This window comes from Daejeonella sp. H1SJ63 (assembly GCF_029360775.1).
Lineage (GTDB): Bacteria > Bacteroidota > Bacteroidia > Sphingobacteriales > Sphingobacteriaceae > Daejeonella.
The window spans coordinates 32968-52241 of sequence record NZ_JARKMZ010000036.1 but is presented as its reverse complement, the minus strand read 5'-3'; the positions used below and the strand labels follow the sequence as shown (position 1 = coordinate 52241).

Annotated in this window: 18 protein-coding genes; 14 read left to right on the top strand and 4 right to left on the bottom strand. The window is 39.9% G+C overall.

All coding sequences use genetic code 11. The features are described 5' to 3' along the window. The first annotated feature begins 1 nt into the window (after position 1). Positions 2-445: a molybdenum cofactor biosynthesis protein MoaE gene (locus P2W72_RS12825; protein ID WP_276363205.1), complete on the top strand. Its 444-nt coding sequence runs from the start codon at positions 2-4 to the stop codon at positions 443-445. Positions 446-448: 3 nt separating this feature from the next. Further along, positions 449-904, top strand: coding sequence for a DUF1801 domain-containing protein (locus P2W72_RS12820; protein ID WP_276363203.1), 456 nt, complete (start codon positions 449-451; stop codon positions 902-904). Between the two features lie 14 nt (positions 905-918). Here P2W72_RS12820 and P2W72_RS12815 read toward each other — a convergent pair whose 3' ends face one another. Then, positions 919-1830 carry a Gfo/Idh/MocA family oxidoreductase gene (locus tag P2W72_RS12815; protein ID WP_276363201.1) on the bottom strand — a complete coding sequence of 304 codons (912 nt, stop codon included), beginning with the start codon at positions 1828-1830 and terminating at the stop codon, positions 919-921. A 234-nt stretch (positions 1831-2064) separates the two neighbouring features. Here P2W72_RS12815 and P2W72_RS12810 point away from each other — a divergent pair, with 234 nt between their 5' ends. From P2W72_RS12810 to P2W72_RS12795, 4 genes are read left to right on the top strand one after another with little or no spacing between them, the layout of a single operon-like run. After that, positions 2065-2835: a LiaF domain-containing protein gene (locus P2W72_RS12810; protein ID WP_276363198.1), complete on the top strand. Its 771-nt coding sequence runs from the start codon at positions 2065-2067 to the stop codon at positions 2833-2835. Between the two features lie 57 nt (positions 2836-2892). Continuing rightward, positions 2893-3255, top strand: a complete 363-nt coding sequence (locus P2W72_RS12805; protein ID WP_276363195.1) for a DUF4288 domain-containing protein — start codon at positions 2893-2895, stop codon at positions 3253-3255. Then, positions 3233-4303: a histidine kinase gene (locus tag P2W72_RS12800; RefSeq protein WP_276363193.1), complete on the top strand. Its 1071-nt coding sequence runs from the start codon at positions 3233-3235 to the stop codon at positions 4301-4303. Before P2W72_RS12805 ends, P2W72_RS12800 begins: the two co-directional genes overlap by 23 nt. Next, entirely contained in the window at positions 4303-5046 is a 744-nt protein-coding gene (locus tag P2W72_RS12795; protein ID WP_276363380.1) for a LytTR family DNA-binding domain-containing protein, read from the top strand. The genes P2W72_RS12800 and P2W72_RS12795 overlap by 1 nt, the downstream gene beginning before the upstream one ends. A gap of 101 nt (positions 5047-5147) precedes the next feature. Here the strand turns inward: P2W72_RS12795 and P2W72_RS12790 are convergent, their stop codons facing one another. Then, the gene (locus P2W72_RS12790) at positions 5148-6095 is read right to left on the bottom strand and encodes a fumarylacetoacetate hydrolase family protein (RefSeq protein ID WP_276363190.1); all 948 of its coding nucleotides are present in this window, start codon (positions 6093-6095) and stop codon (positions 5148-5150) included. Positions 6096-6297: 202 nt separating this feature from the next. On the opposite strand from P2W72_RS12790, the gene purN reads away from it, so the two are divergent. The 7 genes from purN to rodA all read left to right on the top strand — a co-directional run bounded on the left by purN (position 6298) and on the right by rodA (position 14607). Further along, positions 6298-6879: a phosphoribosylglycinamide formyltransferase gene (purN, locus tag P2W72_RS12785; RefSeq protein ID WP_276363187.1), complete on the top strand. Its 582-nt coding sequence runs from the start codon at positions 6298-6300 to the stop codon at positions 6877-6879. 216 nt (positions 6880-7095) lie between these two features. After that, a complete protein-coding gene (gene purH / locus P2W72_RS12780; protein WP_276363184.1) occupies positions 7096-8622 on the top strand; it encodes a bifunctional phosphoribosylaminoimidazolecarboxamide formyltransferase/IMP cyclohydrolase in 1527 nt (508 codons plus the stop codon). 83 nt (positions 8623-8705) lie between these two features. Beyond that, entirely contained in the window at positions 8706-9728 is a 1023-nt protein-coding gene (locus P2W72_RS12775) for a rod shape-determining protein (RefSeq protein WP_276363182.1), read from the top strand. A 213-nt stretch (positions 9729-9941) separates the two neighbouring features. Further along, complete coding sequence (gene mreC, locus P2W72_RS12770; RefSeq protein ID WP_276363179.1) at positions 9942-10769, top strand: rod shape-determining protein MreC; 828 nt, start codon at positions 9942-9944, stop codon at positions 10767-10769. Next, positions 10769-11287: a rod shape-determining protein MreD gene (locus tag P2W72_RS12765; protein WP_276363176.1), complete on the top strand. Its 519-nt coding sequence runs from the start codon at positions 10769-10771 to the stop codon at positions 11285-11287. Before mreC ends, P2W72_RS12765 begins: the two co-directional genes overlap by 1 nt. Before the next feature lie 148 nt (positions 11288-11435). After that, complete coding sequence (gene mrdA / locus P2W72_RS12760) at positions 11436-13355, top strand: penicillin-binding protein 2 (protein ID WP_276363173.1); 1920 nt, start codon at positions 11436-11438, stop codon at positions 13353-13355. Continuing rightward, complete coding sequence (gene rodA / locus P2W72_RS12755) at positions 13348-14607, top strand: rod shape-determining protein RodA (RefSeq protein ID WP_276363170.1); 1260 nt, start codon at positions 13348-13350, stop codon at positions 14605-14607. The genes mrdA and rodA overlap by 8 nt, the downstream gene beginning before the upstream one ends. On the opposite strand, the gene P2W72_RS12750 is transcribed toward rodA, so the two are convergent. Beyond that, positions 14600-15544, bottom strand: coding sequence for a hypothetical protein (locus tag P2W72_RS12750; RefSeq protein WP_276363167.1), 945 nt, complete (start codon positions 15542-15544; stop codon positions 14600-14602). The two genes, rodA and P2W72_RS12750, sit on opposite strands and share 8 nt — an antisense overlap. Positions 15545-15723: 179 nt before the next feature. On the opposite strand from P2W72_RS12750, the gene P2W72_RS12745 reads away from it, so the two are divergent. Beyond that, positions 15724-16302 (top strand): thymidine kinase, encoded by a 579-nt coding sequence (locus tag P2W72_RS12745; protein ID WP_276363164.1) that lies wholly within the window; start codon positions 15724-15726, stop codon positions 16300-16302. A 95-nt stretch (positions 16303-16397) separates the two neighbouring features. Here P2W72_RS12745 and P2W72_RS12740 read toward each other — a convergent pair whose 3' ends face one another. Continuing rightward, on the bottom strand, positions 16398-19208 hold the full coding sequence (locus P2W72_RS12740; RefSeq protein WP_276363161.1) for a S8 family serine peptidase: 2811 nt from the start codon (positions 19206-19208) through the stop codon (positions 16398-16400). Positions 19209-19274: the final 66 nt, after the last annotated feature.

The window sequence follows — 19274 nt, the reverse complement described above, 5'->3', positions numbered from 1 at the left end:
AATGTCAGAAAGAAAACCAAAGAATATATTCAGCAAAGGACCGATTCCTGCATCATTTATTGCAGAAAGCATACAGAAACACAGCAGTCAGAAAGCTATCGGAGGGCATAGTATATTTCTGGGTCAGGTCAGAGCTGATCAAACAGAAAACGGAATTGTAAAGGCCATTGATTATACTGCCTATGAGGACATGGCTTTGGAAAAAATGCATCTGATACGTGAAGATATTTTTGCCAAATACCCGCTAACCTGTATGCATGTACATCATAGCCTGGGAGAAGTTGCTGCCGGAGAAATCTGCTTGTTTGTATTCACATCCTCAGCACACAGAAAAGCGGCAATGGATGCCTGCGAAGAAACTGTAGAAAGGCTGAAGGCTGAACTGCCGGTTTGGGGAAGAGAGATCATGGAAGATGATTCACATCAGTGGAAAGTTAATCAATAAGCTATGCAATCAAAGGCACTTACACCACAGGAATATTTTGATTCGCTTCCTGAAGAACGAAAAGATGCCATGAACAAGCTCAGAAGGGTGATTCTGAAAAACCTTCCTGAAGGGTTTACTGAGGAAATGAGCTATGGAATGCCGGGATATGTTGTGCCGCATTCGCTATACCCTGCCGGATACCATTGTAAACCTGAATTGCCGCTCCCGTTCATGAGTCTGGCTTCACAGAAAAATTTTATCGCATTTTACCATATGGGGCTTTATGCCGACAAAAAAATTCTCGAATGGTTTCAGCAAGAATATCCAAAACACCATACCGGAAAAGCAGATATGGGCAAAAGTTGTTTACGTTTTAAGAAACCTGAAAATATACCTTTCGATCTGATCGGAGAACTGGTGCAAAAAATCAGTACAGAAGACTGGATCCGTTGCTATGAAAGTAATCTCAGGAAATAATAGTTTTTTTTCTGTTAACTGACAGCAGACAACTGATTAACCACCTCCTCACACAGCTCATGCGTCAGCAATGCGTCATGCATGCTGAACTGAGTTCTTCCCCCCGTTTCCATAGCCTGCAGAAAATCATTGATAATATTCTCAAAACCTCTTTTAGACAGAGTCGATTCCCAGTCGTTAATCCCGTTTGTGATCTCTGTTTTTTGACAGTTGATTCTCAAATCCGTAAGATTAATAACGGTCTTTTTTTCTTCTGTACTGAAAACCTCCACCTTCTCCTCAAGCGTTCCAGAATCCCGGTTCATAATCCCGATCGCGATAGCTCCGTTCTCAGCGATCAACTGAACCACAGCATGAAGCAGCAGTCCATCTCTTTTCATTCCTCTCACCAGAATTTCTTTCACGGGATAAGAAAAAAGATAACGCATAGTATCGAGCACATGAATAAAATCATCAAAAACAAAGGTTCTGATATCCCCCGGCAAAGAATGACGGTTCTTCTGCATAATGATCATGTTCGGGTCTGGCATTTGCTTCAGTTCTCTGTAAGCAGGAGCATATCTCCTGTTAAAGCCCACCATCAGGTTCAATTCCCTGCTTTCTGCCAGATTTATCATTCTTTTGGAGGAGGCATAATGATAAGTAACAGGCTTATCCACATATACATGGATATCATTCAGGAGAAGCTGTTCTATAATGTGCTCATGCGCTTCAGTGGAGGTATGAACAAATGCACCCCTGATACCGCTTTTCAGGATAGATTCAAGGCTGGAATGAAGATTTCCGAGTCTGTACTGCCTGCCAATACGGGCCAGCCGTTCCTGATCGCGGGTAAAAAGATGAATTTCAAGGTCCCTGCTACATAATATCGGCAGATAAGCCTTTTGAGCAATATCACCTAAACCAATTATTCCAATCTTTAACATATACCGTCTTCAATTCTGAGTTTGCAATCTTAATGAAAGCACAATTTAAATGAATTTATTAACAGGGGGATATTTCACCCCGAAAAATTCAGGAATTCAATTTATTAATTCCGGATTCACAATTAAATTTTCACCGACATTTTTCCGACATTCACCGAGAACTGTGGTAAACTTGCCTAAATTGTATTTAAAAGAATAATATTAGATCATAGTTTTGAATCAAATTAATACGTCATGCAAAATTTTAGAAGCTCAAATCAGAAATCAGGTAAAGCCTTAGTCGGTCTGGTATTACTGGGATTAGGATTCATACTATTATTAAAATCACTGGATCTGTACTTTATCCCCGGTTGGTTATTCAGCTGGCCTGTATTTCTGATCCTCATCGGCATATTCATAGGGTCAAGACAGGGATATAACCGTCCTTCAGCATTTATGCCGCTGGCTATCGGGGTAATGTTTTTAAGCAATAAAATCGTGCCCGACATGGAACTAAGCAGATTTTTCTGGCCTTTCCTGATCATCGGGATCGGCGCCTATCTGATATTTGGACGTAAAAGAACTCCTGAAGCAGATTCTCCGGTTTGGGAGAAAAGAGTTGATCCTGATTTTCAGTCAGAAAGCACGAACAATGGCCCGGAAGCAGGATTCAGTTCAAACAATTTTTCAGGAGACAGAGTTGAGTCTACCTCAGTTTTCGGAGGAATAAAAAAGAACATCGTTTCCAAAAACTTTCAGGGTGGCGAAATCGTGAATTTCTTCGGGGGCTCTGAGATCAATCTGATGCAGGCGGATATTAAAGGTATAGTAAAACTGGAAGTTGTACAGGTTTTTGGCGGAACCAAGATTATTGTACCGGCTAACTGGACCGTACAATCTGAAATGGTAGCAATATTCGGGGGTATCGAAGATAAACGTCCTCCTCAGTTAAATCCCTTTCCGGATAAGGTACTGGTTATTGAGGGCACCTCCATCTTCGGAGGAATAGATATCAAGAGCTTCTAAAAAAATCAAATTACTGATAAACAGATATTTAATTATAACATTCTAAATTTATCTATTATGAATTGGTATGTCGCTAAACTAATCTTCAGAATCACCTGTGGTAATGGCAATCACCTGCCTCAGTTCGATGAACAGCTCAGACTGATTAGTGCAAAAAATGAGCAGGAAGCCCTTGCAAAAGCAAGAAAGATGATCAGCGAAGAACAAAGTATTCTGGAAAACAGAGATGATAAAGCTTTCCGATGGAATTTCATCAACATGACTGAATTGTATCAATTGGATGAACTAAAAGATGGTTCTGAGATCTACTGTAATATACTTGAAGTAAATGATGCCGATCAATATATTGAAATGAGTCATCAAAAAGCATTACTGATTGAACAAAATCATACAAACAGTGTCACAACAGCCAGAGCTTAAAAAACAAAACTCAACTGCGCATATTTTGTCAGGAAACAAGATTACACTGGTAGCCGTCCAGAGTATTGTAGCCTGTATTATAGCGCAGTCTGCGATATTGTTCTGGTTTGGCTTTAGTGCACAAACAGCACTGATTGACAGTACTATCAGTATCCTCTTGCTGACAATTGCCTGTTATATGATAGGCAATAACCTTAAATATTACCGGCCTGAGAAAAACAGATATCTGCTGATGCTGCTCTACTGTTCAATTCTGGCCTCGCTATGGCTTATCGTTAATAACTGGGCTCTTGCAAATCTTCTTCTGAATGACCCTTCTTATTCAGAATTCCTTTACAATTCATTGCCGGTGCGATTTTTCATTGGCTTGCTTATCATCGGACTAATGGCGATGGTTAGTGTTGTCTGGTACACTCAGGAAGACCAGAAAGAAAGTGAAAAAAGAAAAACAGAGGCTGAAAGGCTTGCCAGAGAGGCCGAGCTTTATAATTTAAGACAGCAGCTTCAGCCCCACTTCCTGTTCAACAGCCTGAACTCTATCACTGCACTGATCGGAAGCAGACCCGAGGAGGCCAGAAAAATGATCCATCAGCTATCTGATTTTCTGAGAGGAACACTTAAGAAAGAAGATCAGCAGCCTGTTTCACTTATGGATGAACTGGAACATTTACAGTTATATCTTGACATTGAAAAAGTACGCTTTGGGCACCGGCTTTCTACAGAAATTTCATACAATGAAAGTTGCAAAACAAAATTAATTCCCCCAATGCTGCTTCAGCCTATTGTTGAAAATGCTATTAAATTCGGGCTTTATGACACTACCGGTGTAGTAACGATAAGTATTTTCGGAGAATGTACAGAGAATGAGCTTCATATCACTGTACAGAACCCTTTCGATCCGGATACAAGCCGTCCAAAACATGGAACAGGGTTCGGCTTAAGCGGTGTGAAAAGGCGTCTGCATCTATTATTTGGCAGAACCGATCTGTTGGAAACTACATCGCATAGCCATATATTTACCACTATTGTAAAAATTCCTCAGCTATAATTATGAGAGTAATCTTAATTGACGATGAGCCTTTGGCACGTTCAGTAGTATCAGAATATCTGCAAAGCTGGCCGGAAATGGAAATTGTGCAGGAATGCAATGATGGGTTTGAAGGTGTTAAAGCTATTGCCCAGCATAATCCTGATCTGATATTTCTGGATATTCAGATGCCAAAAATCAATGGATTTGAAATGCTTGAACTGATCGAACAACCTCCGGCAGTGATTTTTACAACTGCCTTTGATGAATACGCTATCAAAGCATTTGAAGAACATGCTATTGATTACCTCTTAAAACCATTCACCAAAGAACGTTTTGACAAAGCAGTTCAGAAGTGGATGGATCAACACCAGGTTTCAGAGCCTAAACAAAATACCAGACAACTTTTAGACAATATTCAGAATTCAAGTTTAAGGAATGAACGTGTTGTGGTTAAAACAGGCACCAAGATCAAAATCATTCCGGTTAACGATATTATTTTTCTGGCAGCAGATGATGATTATGTCAAAATACATACTCCCGAAGGTTCATTCCTGAAGAACAAGACCATGGCTTATTTTGAAAAGCTTTTAGGTGAAGATCATTTCGTCAGAGTACACCGTTCATACATCGTAAGAATTGACGAAATCACAAGAATTGACCCTTACGAAAAGGAGTCTCATCTGGCAATATTGAAGTCGGGAGAAAAAATCCCTGTCAGCAAAACAGGTTACCCGAAGTTAAGACAGGTTCTTGGACTTTAAAAAATCAAAAGATTACCAGGAATAGATTCTTTACTAATCTATTCCTGAACTTCATAAAAGTTTTTCACCGGATTGCTATTACAATTGCAGATCAGAACTATTTAAATAGTTTTAGCCTCCCTGATAGTATTTGTTAATCTTCCGAGTCCGGTAATTTCCATTTCCACAATATCTCCTGCCTTCAGCCATTGAGGCTTATAATTTGGATCTCTTTGCATCCCGCTTGCATTCAATTCCATCAAACAACCGGTTCCGACTATTCCCGAGCCTATCACATCTCCCGGCAGAATATCTACTCCGTATGAACATCTTTCAATGATCTCGGCAAAAGTCCATTCCATATCCAACATTTGTCCTGAAGAAACTTCAATACCATTTACCCAGCACCTCATTCCCAGAGAATAAGAATTGCCTGCATGACCGGCTTTAGGTTCAGCTCTGTAATTATCAAGTTCTTCGGGAGTTACGAGCCATGGGCCAACTAAGGTTGAAAAATCATTTCCGGGATTAACAGACCGGTCTTCCATCTGTAAAGCCCGGGTACTTAAGCCATTCATTACCATAAAGCCGGCTATGTATGAAGAAGCCTCAGCAGCTTTAATATTTCTTCCCTTTTTTCCTATTACTATCGCAACTTCCAGTCCGAAATCAAGTTTATCAAGCTGCCCCGGCATACATTCTATATCCCCGATTCCCCGGATTGCATTATGATTGGTAAAGCAGAAAACAGGATACTGATCCCTGCCAGATCTGGCATCCCGCTGTACTGAAGCCAGATGCTGTCTGAATGAAAAAGCTTCACGGCATGAATTTGGATGAGGTACAGGAGCCAATAATTCGAAGAAAATCTCTTCTTTTGCCTCCTGTTTGCCTGATTTAATGCCGGCATCTACCCTTTTTGCCCTGTCCATCAATTCCTCTCCTCCATTCAAAAACTCATTCATATTATCAGGAATAAGTTTATCGCATGAATTCAGGTTATAAATATGGCCTTTGATAAACAGTCCAAGGTGTTCACGATCTTCGGTTTTATAGGAGACTAATTTCATGGATAATCTGATTTAGGTTCGTTTAACTAAATCTAATAAATTTTAAATCAGCTTTATCAGGAATATAAAAATTCAGGAAATGGGTTTCAACCGACCGCTTGGGTCCGGCTGAAAAATAATTACATGACCACCGACAGCGGCAAATTGACTTAGATCATTTCTATAAAAGACGCAAAATAATATCTTTGTTAAAAAATAAGCTTTGAAGAAACGTATTGCCATTTTTGCTTCCGGTTCCGGATCCAATGCTCAGAAGATCATGGAGTATTTCAAAAAACATCATGATGCTGAGGTTGTTATTGTGCTGACAAATAATCCTGAAGCATATGTGCTGCAAAGAGCAGATAATTTTGAGATCCCTTCTCATATTTTCGACAAGCATGAATTTTATAAAACAGATGATGTTATCAGGCTGCTGAAGAATCTTCAGATCGACCTGATTGTTCTTGCAGGTTTCCTTTGGCTGATCCCTCAAAACCTGATCAAAGCCTTCCCTGATAAAATCATAAATATTCATCCTGCATTACTCCCGAAACACGGTGGTAAGGGCATGTATGGCGACCGTGTACATAAGGCAGTGCTGGAAGCCGGAGATGAAGAATCAGGAATTACAATCCATTATGTAAATGAAAATTTTGACGAAGGTGAAACCATTCACCAGTCGAGGTTCAGAATTGAAGAGGGCGATGACCTTGAAATGATTAAGTTCAAAGGTCAGCAGCTTGAACATCAGCATTATCCAAAAGTTGTTGAACAGGTTTTAAAAAAGATAAAATCAGAATAGGTTCAATTCAAATATTCCATACTCAATACGCTTTTTATTACTCTGAGCCTGAATATTCAGACATACTTCGGGCCTACAAATCCGTCTTCTGACTGTCCTGAATAAAAACCTGATAAAGCTTTTCAGGCTTTCCTGTATTTTATTCATTTTTCACCTTATTTTTAACAGCTAATTGATCAAAAAGCCTATCTTTGCGCCTTTAAACCCTTTTTCTCAATGAGCCACCCTGTTAAAATCAAAAACGCCTTAATTTCAGTTTATTACAAAGACAATTTAGAACCTCTGATCCGACAACTGCATGAGCAGGGTGTTGTATTTTATTCAACCGGAGGAACCGAAAAGTTTATTCGTGAATTAGGCATAGATGTTATTGCTGTTGAAGATCTGACAGGCTATCCTTCCATACTTGGCGGACGTGTAAAAACACTGCATCCTAAGGTATTTGGTGGCATTCTTAACCGCAGAGGGCTAAATGAAGATCAGGCTCAGATAAGCCAGTATGAGATCCCTGAGATCGATCTGGTTATAGTTGACCTGTACCCTTTTGAAGAAACGGTTAGTTCAGGTGCATCTGAGGCCGACATCATCGAAAAAATAGATATTGGTGGTATTTCCCTGATCAGGGCTGCTGCCAAAAATTACAATGATGTAGTAATTATTGCTTCAAAAGATGATTATAAAACCTTAGGAGATATCTTAACTGAGAATAATGGCTATACTATGCTCAGCCATAGAAAAGCTTTTGCAAGACAGGCATTCAATATTTCATCGCATTATGATACTGCCATCTTTAATTACTTTAATCAGGAAGACCCTTTAACAGTATTCAAATACAGCGAACAAAAAGCAAGCACGCTGCGTTACGGAGAAAACCCTCACCAGAAAGGTGTGTTCTATGGTAAGCTTGATGCAATGTTCGACAAGCTGAATGGCAAAGAGCTTTCCTACAATAATCTGGTTGATGTAGATGCAGCTGTAGCCTTAATTGATGAATTTGATGAGCCTACTTTTGCAATCCTGAAACATACCAATGCTTGCGGAGTAGCTTCGGGTAATTCTATGCTTGAAGTATGGAAAGCAGCACTTGCCTGCGATCCGGTTTCTGCATTCGGGGGTGTCCTGATCTGCAACCGCGAGATTGATGAGGAAACAGCAGCCGAGATCAATAAACTGTTCTTCGAGGTGCTTATTGCTCCTTCATTTTCAGAAAGCGCCAAACAGATTTTATGCGGAAAGAAAAATCGTATTCTGCTGAAGAGAAATGATGTTGCCCTGCCTTCTAAACAATTTAAAACATTGCTGAACGGAATTATTGAGCAGGACAAAGATCAGCTGATGGAAACGGCAGAACAAATGACTCCTGTAACTGATCGAAAACCAAGTGCTCAGGAAATAAAGGATCTGGTTTTTGCCAATAAAATTGTAAAACATACCAAGTCGAATACTATTGTGCTCGCCCGGGATAATAAATTGATTGCAAGCGGAGTAGGACAAACTTCCAGAGTTGATGCATTACAGCAGGCTATAGTTAAAGCAAACGCGTTTAACTTTGAAATTGCAGGAAGTGTAATGGCATCTGATGCCTTTTTCCCATTCCCCGACTGTGTAGAGATTGCCGCTGATGCAGGTGTGGTTATGATCCTTCAGCCGGGTGGTTCTATCAAAGACCAGGAATCTATTGATATGGCTAATGCCAAAGGAGTTGGAATGGTAACAACCGGTGTAAGACATTTCAAACACTAATCAGATGCTAATTTTCCGGATAGGAACAGATTAACAAAAAGAGTTTATCTTAGTATAATTTTCAACACGCTAACAGATACAGAATGGGATTATTTAATTGGTTTACACAAGAGATTGCCATTGACCTTGGTACAGCAAATACTCTTATAATACATAATGATAAAGTTGTAGTTGATGAGCCTTCAATTGTGGCTTTTGACCGCACAACCAATAAAGTTATCGCTATTGGCCGGCAGGCGATGCAGATGGAGGGTAAGACGCACGATAATATCAGAACAGTCAGACCATTAAAGGATGGGGTAATCGCAGACTTCAATGCTGCGGAATACATGATCCGCGGAATGATCAAAATGATCAATAATGGCAAAGGCTGGTTTTTCCCTTCTCTCCGTATGGTTATCTGTATCCCTTCAGGTATTACAGAAGTTGAAAAGCGTGCCGTTCGCGATTCTGCAGAAATTGCCGGAGCCAAAGAAGTTTACCTGATCCATGAGCCGATGGCTGCTGCGGTAGGTATAGGTATTGATGTTGAAGAGCCAATGGGAAATATGATCATCGATATCGGTGGGGGTACTACCGAAATCGCCGTAATTGCACTTTCCGGAATTGTATGCGATCAGTCCATCCGTGTGGCCGGAGATAATTTCGACAGTGATATTGTTCAGTACATCAGACGACAGCACAATATCATGATCGGTGACCGTACTGCAGAAAAGATTAAAATCGAGGTTGGCGCTGCTCTTCCTGAGCTTTCTGACCCTCCTGCTGATTATGCTGTACAGGGCCGTGACCTTATGACGGGAGTTCCAAAACAGATTACCGTATCTTATACTGAAATTGCACATTGCCTTGATAAATCCATTTCTAAAATTGAAGAAGCAATTCTGAAAGCACTTGAGATTACTCCACCTGAACTATCAGCAGATATCTATCAAACAGGTATCTATCTTACAGGCGGTGGAGCATTACTTCGCGGACTGGATAAACGTATTGCTGCAAAGACCAAACTTCCGGTTCATGTTGCTGAAGATCCATTGCGGGCAGTAGTTAGGGGTACAGGTATTGCGCTTAAGAATATTGGTAATTTTAAATTTCTGATGCAATAGGAAGTACTAAGTTATACGTTATAAGTAATACGTTATAAGTAATACGTTATAAGTAATACGTTATAAGTAATACGTTTAATTTTTACTGTTATTGATTCAATGAAAATTAATTATAAATTTTCCCATTTAAATCAATAGGAATTGGGGCAATTTAATGTAAATCATAAATTTACTTCAACTCATAACTTAATACTTATAACCTGCAAATAAAGTATGCGTAACCTCTGGCTTTTCATCAGTAAGTACAACGCATTTTTTTTACTGATCATTTTTTTTGTTACCTCACTGATCATTCTGGTTAAAAACAATAATTATCAGCGTGCCAGTGTATGGAACTCGTCCAATCAGGTTGTTGGTACAGCTTACGAGCGGGTAAATGAGTTCAGCAGTTATCTGATTCTGGGTAAAATCAACGATAGCCTTGCTCTTGAAAATTCCCGTCTCAGAAATCAGTTAAGCAGTTCATTTCGTAACGACAGTGTTAAGCAGGTACTTGTTAATGATACCAACCTGGTTCAGCAGTATACCTATACTGTGGCAAAAGTGATTAACAATTCCATTCATCAAAAAAATAATTACATTACCATTAATCGTGGTCAGAAACATGGAATTAAAAAAGGGATGGGGGTTATATCATCAACGGGTATAGTAGGAATCATACTTAATGTTTCTGAAAACTTTGCTACCATCCGTTCATTGCTGCATACCGAAACCAAAGTCAGTGCCAATGTAAGTGGCAACATAGGATCACTGGTTTGGGGTGAAGATAATTTTGATCCCCGTTATGCTGAATTAAAGGATATTCAAAGTCACCTGGCCATCAAAAAGGGTGCAAGAGTCTCTACATCAGAGTTTTCTCTGTTTCCTGAAGGCAGCAATATTGGTTTTGTATCAAGAATTGGCACCAGGAAAGGCGATAATTCGCTTGATATTCAGGTAAAGCTGGACACAGACTTTTCAAAACTTCAGTACGTATATGTGATCAACAACCTTCTTTCCCGTGAGCAACTGGAGCTGGAGGCCCAAAATAAAACTGAATAATGGGAAAAGTATTGATCATCAACATCATCAGGTTTATTGTACTGATTGCCTCTCAGGTTTTTCTGCTAAAAAATATTGGCTATTATAACCTCAGTATACCTTATTTGTATATACTTTTTATCCTGTTACTTCCATTTGGAATACCTAATATCCTATTGTTCCTGCTGGCCTTTTTCACGGGTATAACAATAGATATATTTTATGACACCCTTGGTTTAAATGCCGCTGCCTGTACCGTGCTTGCTTTTGTGCGGATTGTTTTCATTAATCTTACCGTTCAGCGTGACGGATTTGATAATGAACCGGATCCCAGCCTTGGCATTATGGGTTTCAGATGGTTTGTATTCTATGCAGTGATTCTCACTTTCTTTCATCATCTCATCCTTTTCAGTTTCGAAAGTTTTAAATTCTCTGAAATGGGATATACTTTAGTCAGAGTATTATCAAGTACTTTGTTCACTGTTTTACTGATGCTTATAACTGAGTTTGCATTCTTCAGCAAAAAGGTAAGGAAGTAAATTACGGCCTTAAATAATTAAACAGAGCTTATACTTTCGGTATCATTTCTTTCTTACTTTTACAGATTCAAAATAGCCTTGGCACCAACGATCTGAAAAATAGTGTGGCTAAAGCAAAGCAGGAATAATATTAATCTGATAAGAATTAATGAATAGTTTTTTTGCGAGAAAGTTTGTTGTTCAGGGAATATTCATTGTTCTATCCATCATCCTGTTATTGCGCCTTTTTTACATTCAGGTAATCAGCGAAGAATACATCCTGTCGGCTGAGAACAACGTAATCAGAAGGTTACCTATTTATCCCGCCAGAGGTATCATTCTTGACAGGAATGAGAAAATACTGGTTCAGAATGAACCGGTATATGATCTGATGGTCATTCCACGTGAGGTTAAAGCTTTTGATACTCTGGAATTCTGCAAGCTAATTGGAATCAGCAAGCAGGGATTCGACCGCAGATTCAAAAAAGCCCGCAATTACTCGCCCTATAAAGCATCAATTTTTGAAAAACAGCTTTCTGTACAGGTATATGCATCATTTCAGGAACATCTGAGCAATTTTCCCGGCTTTTTTGTTCAAAACCGCACAGTCAGACGATACCCTGATAGTATTGCTGCCCATTTCCTGGGCTATATCGGAGAGGTTAATCCAAAAGTTATTGAAAAGTCTAATGGCTTTTATCGTCAGGGTGATTATCATGGAATTACCGGTGTAGAACGATCTTACGAGGAACTGCTCAGGGGACAGCGTGGAGTTCAGAACCTTATGGTAGATGCGCTTAACCGTCCGAAAGGAAATTATGCCGGCGGTAAATATGATACAGTTGCAGTTTCAGGAGAACACCTGATATCCTCTCTGGACAAAGAATTGCAACGCTTTGGTGAGCAGCTGATGAAAAATAAGATCGGCAGTATTGTGGCTATTGAGCCATCATCAGGCGAGATTTTATCCTTTGTAAGCAGCCCGGGTTATGACCCCAATCTTATGGTTGGCCGTCAGCGCGGCAATAACTATATGGCTTTACTGAATGACAAGTACAAACCTATGTTCGTCAGACCCATTCAGGCTGAGTATCCTCCCGGCTCAATATTTAAAGTTGTGAATGCTTTGGTTGCGCAGCAGTTCGGGATGATCAATGAAAACACCTATTTTTTCTGTCCGGGTGGTTACAGATACGGTCGGCGCGGTTTTATGGGATGTACCCACGTTCATGGATCAATAAACCTGAAAGGATCGATTACAGAATCCTGTAACACTTATTATGGATATACCTATGCAAGGATGATTGATCAGGCGGGTATGCGTCCGGTAAATGCCTATAAAAAGTGGAGAACTGCAGTATCTGCATTTGGCATTGGTTCTGCATTAGGAATTGACCTGCCTGCCGAAGCCAGCGGACATTTACCGACAGATGAATATTACACCAAACGTTTCCGTAATGACCGATGGGGCTCATCCTTTACCATTTCCTTATCAATCGGACAGGGAGAACTTGGAATTACACCGCTGCAAATGGCCAATGTTATGGCTATCGTAGCAAACAGAGGCTTCTTCTATAAACCACATCTCATCAAGGCTATTGGCGATAAAAAGGTAATCAAAGAAGAATATACCACAAAAAACAGCGCCGGTATAGACCAAAAATACTTCGATGTGATCATTGATGGAATGAGTGCAGTAGTTAACCAGCCCAGTGGAACAGCATGGGTATCAAGAATGGAAGATATTGAAATGTGCGGAAAAACCGGAACAGTACAAAATCCGCATGGAAAAGATCACTCTGTCTTTGTTGCTTTTGCACCGCGTGATAATCCAAAGATCGCTATTGCTGTTGTGGTTGAGAACGCCGGATTTGGCGCAACATGGTCTGCTCCTATTGCCAGCCTGATGGTTGAAAAATATATTAATAAAACTATCAAACGACCTCAGGCTTATGTCGACAGGCTGATGCAGGCCAACCTGCTGCCAGGTGCCGCCGGACAATCAGCCGGAAGCAGGGTAACAGATAGCAGCAAAAAAGAAGTAAACAAAGCCCTTACAGAACGCAGGACAATAAAAAATAATGAATAATCAAAGAGGCCTATTCTTTAATGTAGACTGGTTTATCATTTTAACCTATCTGAGTCTTTGTATCATCGGATGGTTCAATATTCATGCAGCTGTCTATGACACAAATAATCCGAGTATTATAGATTTGGATACCAATTATGGTAAGCAGCTCATCTTTATTGTTTCAGCAATAATCATTGGTTTTGCCATTCTGTTGCTTGACGGCAAATTCTTCAACACCTTCTCTCCTATTTTCTATGGAATCAGCATTATGCTGCTGATACTGGTACTCATTATCGGAAGAAATGTAGGAGGTAACCAGGCATGGATACCAATAGGAAGTTTCAGACTGCAGCCTTCTGAATTCGCCAAATTTTCAACCTGTCTGCTTCTGGCAAAATATCTGAGTTCAGGAACTATAAAAATACAGGAGCTGAAGACACAAATTATTGCTGCAGTAATTATCCTGTTCCCTACTGCCCTGATCCTGCTTCAGCCGGATGCTGGTTCAGCACTCACCTTTACATCGCTGATTCTGGTTCTTTATCGCGAAGGACTTTCCGGATATTTTCTCATTGTTGAAGGACTTTCCATTTTGCTGTTTGTACTTACTGTACTTTACAATAAATACCTGGTTGTTGGTGGGGTACTGGTTTTTGCCGGAACCCTGATCTACCTCTACCGCAAAAACAGAAAGGTCATTACAATTACGGGACTGGGCGTTCTCTTCTCAGTACTTTTTATATTCTCTGTTGACTTTGCCTACAATCAGATTCTTAAACCTCACCAGAGAAATCGTATCGATCTTATTCTGGGCAAGGTAAATGATCCAAGAGGAATTGGCTACAACCTGAATCAATCGAAAATTGCTATTGGATCGGGCGGACTTTGGGGTAAGGGATACCTGCAGGGTACCCAAACAAAATATGATTTCGTGCCTGAACAAAGTACTGATTTTATCTTCTGTACTGTTGGAGAAGAGTGGGGCTTTGCAGGCTGCTTTGTAGTAATCGGACTCTATCTTTTTTTATTATTAAGGATCGTCAATATCGCTGAAAGACAACGTTCCTCATTCTCAAGAATTTATGGATACGGCGTAGCTTCAATCCTTTTCTTTCATATTTTTATTAATATAGGAATGACCGTCGGGATTATACCGGTTATTGGAATACCGCTGCCATTTATGAGTTATGGAGGTTCATCGCTATGGAGTTTTACCATTCTTCTGTTTATCCTGCTGAAATTTGATTCCAACAGAATGGGAATTAGTTAGAGAAGCGTTTACTGAGCAACTCGTAGAATTTATCCACTGCAGCCTGTTTATCCGACCATGAGTTCTTGGAAGCATAATTCTGTTTCAGGAAATTATCTGCAGATTCAAAATTATCAAAACGGTTCAGAAGTTCAATTGCCTCACTGTAAGCAAGACTGTAACCATTAAACAAATCTCTTACGAAAAGCAGCTTATCATTCAGACTGATCATACTTTTCAAATCTTTTGGCTGCTTTTGGTTTAACTGACTTGAAACTGTTGTTCTGGAAGTTTGGGCAGATAAAATATCATTCAGAGAAAGAGGAGCTTCAGCCGAAGAGGCAGTTGGCAGTTCAGATCCCTTCACTTCTGTTACAGGCAATAATGGCGGTTCAGACGAAGATACAGGCACCAAAACAGATTCAGATGCAGCTACAAGTGTTGTTTCTTCAACATTCAGAGGCTCATCCGAAATTACATGCTGAAGTGACTCAATATCTGAATGAACGGTTGAAACAACCGTTTTCAACCTGGTCTTTTCATCAATTACACGAATCTCTTCTTCAGTAAGCGGCCTGTCAAATAATTCATTTGCATTCTTTTCTTCATAATCGAATGAATCTCTGACTTCTTCAGCAAGTTGAGACTTCCAGTCTGGAATCTGTGCAGCTTCCTCAGGATTCTTAGCAGGGTCAGCAGAAACAGGATTCAAAAATTGAGGAACAGCAGGTTCGGCCTGCTGAGCAGCAACGTGATTATCTGCTTTGGAACTTACAGAATTATCATTTAGTTTGATAAGAATTGAAATATGATTGGATAGAAATTCTGAATTTGCAGCAAACAGTTCAAGTTCGAGATCGTTTAAATTCTCAGGATTCGCTGAAAGATATTCATATTGGTCGTTCAGCTCTGAAATTATATCCCCAACCTTTTTTAAAATTTCCTTCTTATTCATCATAATTTAAAAATAGAATTCTACTCAAAATCAACGAAAAAAAACAGTATTATCGTATATTCCGGCATATTCAAATATATTACATTTATCACTAAAGGCAGGATTTTTAATGCAGTAAAGATTCAATCCGGGAGAAATTTCAGATATTTGATGCCCGAATTAAAAGAGGGATAAAGAGCAGAATGTTATTTAACGAGCATAATTTTAAGAGAAGAGCTGAACTTGGCGGAAGTATTGAGGTGATTTGCGGATCAATGTTTTCAGGAAAGACAGAAGAACTGATCCGAAGATTGCGCAGAGCACAAATTGCACGACTTAATGTAGAGATCTTTAAGCCAAAGACCGATACCCGCTATGACGAAAACTCTGTAGTTTCACATGATCTGAATTCAATTCAGTCTACATCGTTAGAAAACGCCGCTTCAATCCTTTTGCTTGGCGCCAATACTGAGGTTGTAGGCATTGACGAAGCACAATTCTTCGACGATGAACTTCCCGATGTTTGCAATAAACTGGCCAACAGAGGAATCAGGGTTATTATAGCCGGACTGGATATGGATTTTCAGGGGAAGCCTTTCGGACCAATGCCTGCACTGATGTCAATTGCAGAAATGGTGACCAAGGTTCATGCAGTCTGTGTGCAATGCGGAGGAGCGGCAAGTTACTCCTACCGGACCGTAGCAAATGAGTCTAAAATCCTTCTTGGTGAAAAAGAAAGTTATGAACCTCGTTGCAGAGCCTGTTATAATAGCAATCAGTAAGCCTGCTTATTTTACCTGCAGCTCATTCTGTCATATTTTCAAACTATCAGATTATTTTTTAATTTTCAGGAGATAAGCAGAGAAAATATTACATCCTATCTTGAAATCAGCAATTTCAGAGTCTTTTCTTCACCTTCAAACATCATTTTATAAAGATATACTCCCGGATCCAGTCCGGAAAGATCGGCTCTAACACTAAAATAGCCTTCAGCAAGGTTTCCTCTGAACAATTCCCTGACTGCCTGCCCCGTTACGTTGAACAATACTAACTTAACTAATCCTGGTCGCGCCAAACTAAAATCGATTTCCGTTTTATCTGCCACCGGATTTGGGAAATTCTGCCTGAGAACAAAACTATCCGAAGTACCTATCACCGGAGTTTTGTTCAATTCATCATACTTAGTTTGAGCTGCAACAGCACTTGCCTGCAGATCGCTTAATGAATCGCCTCCTATCAATGCAAATGCAACTTTAGCATTGCCATTAACAGGAAGATTGAATGGGCCATAACCACTGACAAACGATATATCATAGCCATTTGCAGCATTATCGCCAAGACCCATAGCCTTTATTCCGCTTGAAAGGGCCTGGTATTTCTCAGCTAAAGTAAATTCATTGTCACTTTCAAGAGGATCACCATTAACTAAATAAGTCATAGGATAATATACTGCCTGTATGCTCTTACTGAGTAGTTTCACCCCGGCATAAGGAGTTTTCCCAAACTTACCGAAAGCATAGGCCAATCTGTTAACCGCATCATATTTTGTCACATCACTACCATTGAGGTCTAAATCCCAATCTGTAAATAGACCGGCATATACCCCATTTAATGTATTCAGACCGGTATTTTGAATTTCATACTCAGCAATGATGTATTTATCATCCGGTGCTGCAGAAAATGCCCTTACATTATGTTTGATATTCAAACCTAAACGACCCGGATTTCCTGAGTCATCAAACTCCGAACGTGCCAGAAATGCTGACGCGGGATCGGTATCATTGAAAACACGTACATGTTTAATAAAATGCTCGTCAGATTCGCCAGATTGAGATCTTACATTATTTGAAACTGCGGTTGGAGAGTTTCCTATCATCAGTGAGGCTTCGAATAACATTGGCTCAGACTTATACATAAAACCCAAACCATTTTGAGCTAAAAAATCTCTGTATCCAATGCGCCCGTTACTGGTTATTGTTGATGAAACCTGATTAACTTCAACATTTAAAAAATCGCGGGCAACCAGGACCTGAAATTGTTCTGAACTGGAATAGGTAGTCCCTGAAGTATAAGTCAGCTTAAAATCAACCGGCTCATTATCTGTGACCCCGGGTTTTATAAATACCTGAAAAGGGCCAATCGTCTTTAGTTCTTTTGTGCCAATACTTTCAAGTATTAACTGCTCATTAATGACCTGAATATTAGGATTAGCTGTACTCAGTTTTATTGTTAAGCCGGAAACAGGCGACAGGAAATTCTCAATATCCAGAAATATTTTCAGCGTATCTCCAACCGGGATTGCACCCTTACCCTTGTCGACCAGTGTAATATTCTGATATCTTATAGATGGTAAATTTTCAGTAAGAGCACGAAATACATTCAGACGGCCTGTACCCATCTGACCTGCGTATGCAGGATTATCAGAATCAATATTATCTGCTGTAACCCTCAATTGTTCCCCAATCTGAAACATATCATATTGAGGAAATTTCGACCTAACCAATGCTGCGGCACTTGAAACTAAAGGTGTCGAAAAAGATGTTCCCTGAGTATTAGTAAATTTATTTCCGTTTGATGTGGTAAATATCTCACCGGGAGCTGAGAGGGTTACAGAATTCCCATAATTAGAAAAACTACTCTTTTTATCATTTATATCTACACTGGCCACAGCAATTACCCCCTGAAATGCAGCAGGATAATCAATTTGGGAAGAGCTTGAATTTCCGGCTGCGGCTATGACCATACATCCTTTTGAAAAAGCATAATTAATGATATCCTGTCCGAAGAATCCTCCGGCTGGCCCGCCCCAGGAGCAGTTTATAATATGTGCCCCATTATCTGCAGCATATTTAATCCCTTCATAGCCTCTGTAAATCGTTCTTGCTCTATTATCTGCAGAAACTTTCACTATCATTAATTTAGCATCTGATGCCAGACTGGCAATACCAAAACCATTGTTGGAAATTGCAGAGGCAATACCGCTTACCATTACACCATGACCGGCAGAGTCACTTTTTACATCCGGATCATTATCTTCAATTGAATTGGCAAAGTCTGCACCCACAAGATCTATTCCAGGGGAGAGAATATTTGCCTTAAGATCTGCATGATCCATATCAGTACCCGTGTCTACAATGGCAATGATGGTATTCGATGAATTACGTATCAGATCCCACGACTGCTCTGCCTTTACCTGCCTGAGATAAGCCTGATTGCCGGAATAAAAAGGATCATTAGGGATATAAGATGCGTAATAAACATAACTTGGTTCTGCATATTCAATCAGAGGATTTTTAAGTAATTCATTGATTACCTTCTCAACGCCGGTTGCCGGATCGAACTTTAAATGATAGACTCTGTCAAGTCCTATCGTATCTTCGATCACCCTGCGTTGTATTGGCTCTGCTGTCTGAGCCTTGATTGAGTTCTTAAAGACCCGGCTGATCTGACCGGCATCGGCAGTTTTGCCTGCCACTTGCCTGGATATAAAAGAAGAACTAACTGAATTAATCTGACCCGACGTACTACCTTTCTTGAATTTAACAATAACAACACCCGGTAAATAATCCTTCTCAGTTACACCCTGAGGCAACTTAAATGAAGTTTTCTTCCCGGAGTCAGGACCATTTTGCGCAAACGCCGTAATAACAAGTAAGCAGCACAAAAGCAATAAAAGGGTCTTCATCATGAGCGTTTCTCAAAAATAGCAAAATCAATATAGATTTTATGTTTTTCATTATTTATTGAATGCATA

Bases quoted from the DNA above. Each gene is read 5' to 3' on its own strand.
- P2W72_RS12750 (WP_276363167.1), bottom strand. From the start codon at position 15,544: ATGATGAATAAGAAGGAAATTTTAAAAAAGGTTGGGGATATAATTTCA.
- mrdA (WP_276363173.1), top strand. From the start codon at position 11,436: ATGAATAGTTTTTTTGCGAGAAAGTTTGTTGTTCAGGGAATATTCATT.
- P2W72_RS12810 (WP_276363198.1), top strand. From the start codon at position 2,065: ATGCAAAATTTTAGAAGCTCAAATCAGAAATCAGGTAAAGCCTTAGTC.
- purH (WP_276363184.1), top strand. From the start codon at position 7,096: ATGAGCCACCCTGTTAAAATCAAAAACGCCTTAATTTCAGTTTATTAC.
- P2W72_RS12805 (WP_276363195.1), top strand. From the start codon at position 2,893: ATGAATTGGTATGTCGCTAAACTAATCTTCAGAATCACCTGTGGTAAT.
- P2W72_RS12775 (WP_276363182.1), top strand. From the start codon at position 8,706: ATGGGATTATTTAATTGGTTTACACAAGAGATTGCCATTGACCTTGGT.
- P2W72_RS12765 (WP_276363176.1), top strand. From the start codon at position 10,769: ATGGGAAAAGTATTGATCATCAACATCATCAGGTTTATTGTACTGATT.
- P2W72_RS12825 (WP_276363205.1), top strand. From the start codon at position 2: ATGTCAGAAAGAAAACCAAAGAATATATTCAGCAAAGGACCGATTCCT.
- P2W72_RS12745 (WP_276363164.1), top strand. From the start codon at position 15,724: ATGTTATTTAACGAGCATAATTTTAAGAGAAGAGCTGAACTTGGCGGA.
- P2W72_RS12820 (WP_276363203.1), top strand. From the start codon at position 449: ATGCAATCAAAGGCACTTACACCACAGGAATATTTTGATTCGCTTCCT.
- P2W72_RS12815 (WP_276363201.1), bottom strand. From the start codon at position 1,830: ATGTTAAAGATTGGAATAATTGGTTTAGGTGATATTGCTCAAAAGGCT.
- P2W72_RS12790 (WP_276363190.1), bottom strand. From the start codon at position 6,095: ATGAAATTAGTCTCCTATAAAACCGAAGATCGTGAACACCTTGGACTG.
- P2W72_RS12740 (WP_276363161.1), bottom strand. From the start codon at position 19,208: ATGATGAAGACCCTTTTATTGCTTTTGTGCTGCTTACTTGTTATTACG.
- rodA (WP_276363170.1), top strand. From the start codon at position 13,348: ATGAATAATCAAAGAGGCCTATTCTTTAATGTAGACTGGTTTATCATT.
- mreC (WP_276363179.1), top strand. From the start codon at position 9,942: ATGCGTAACCTCTGGCTTTTCATCAGTAAGTACAACGCATTTTTTTTA.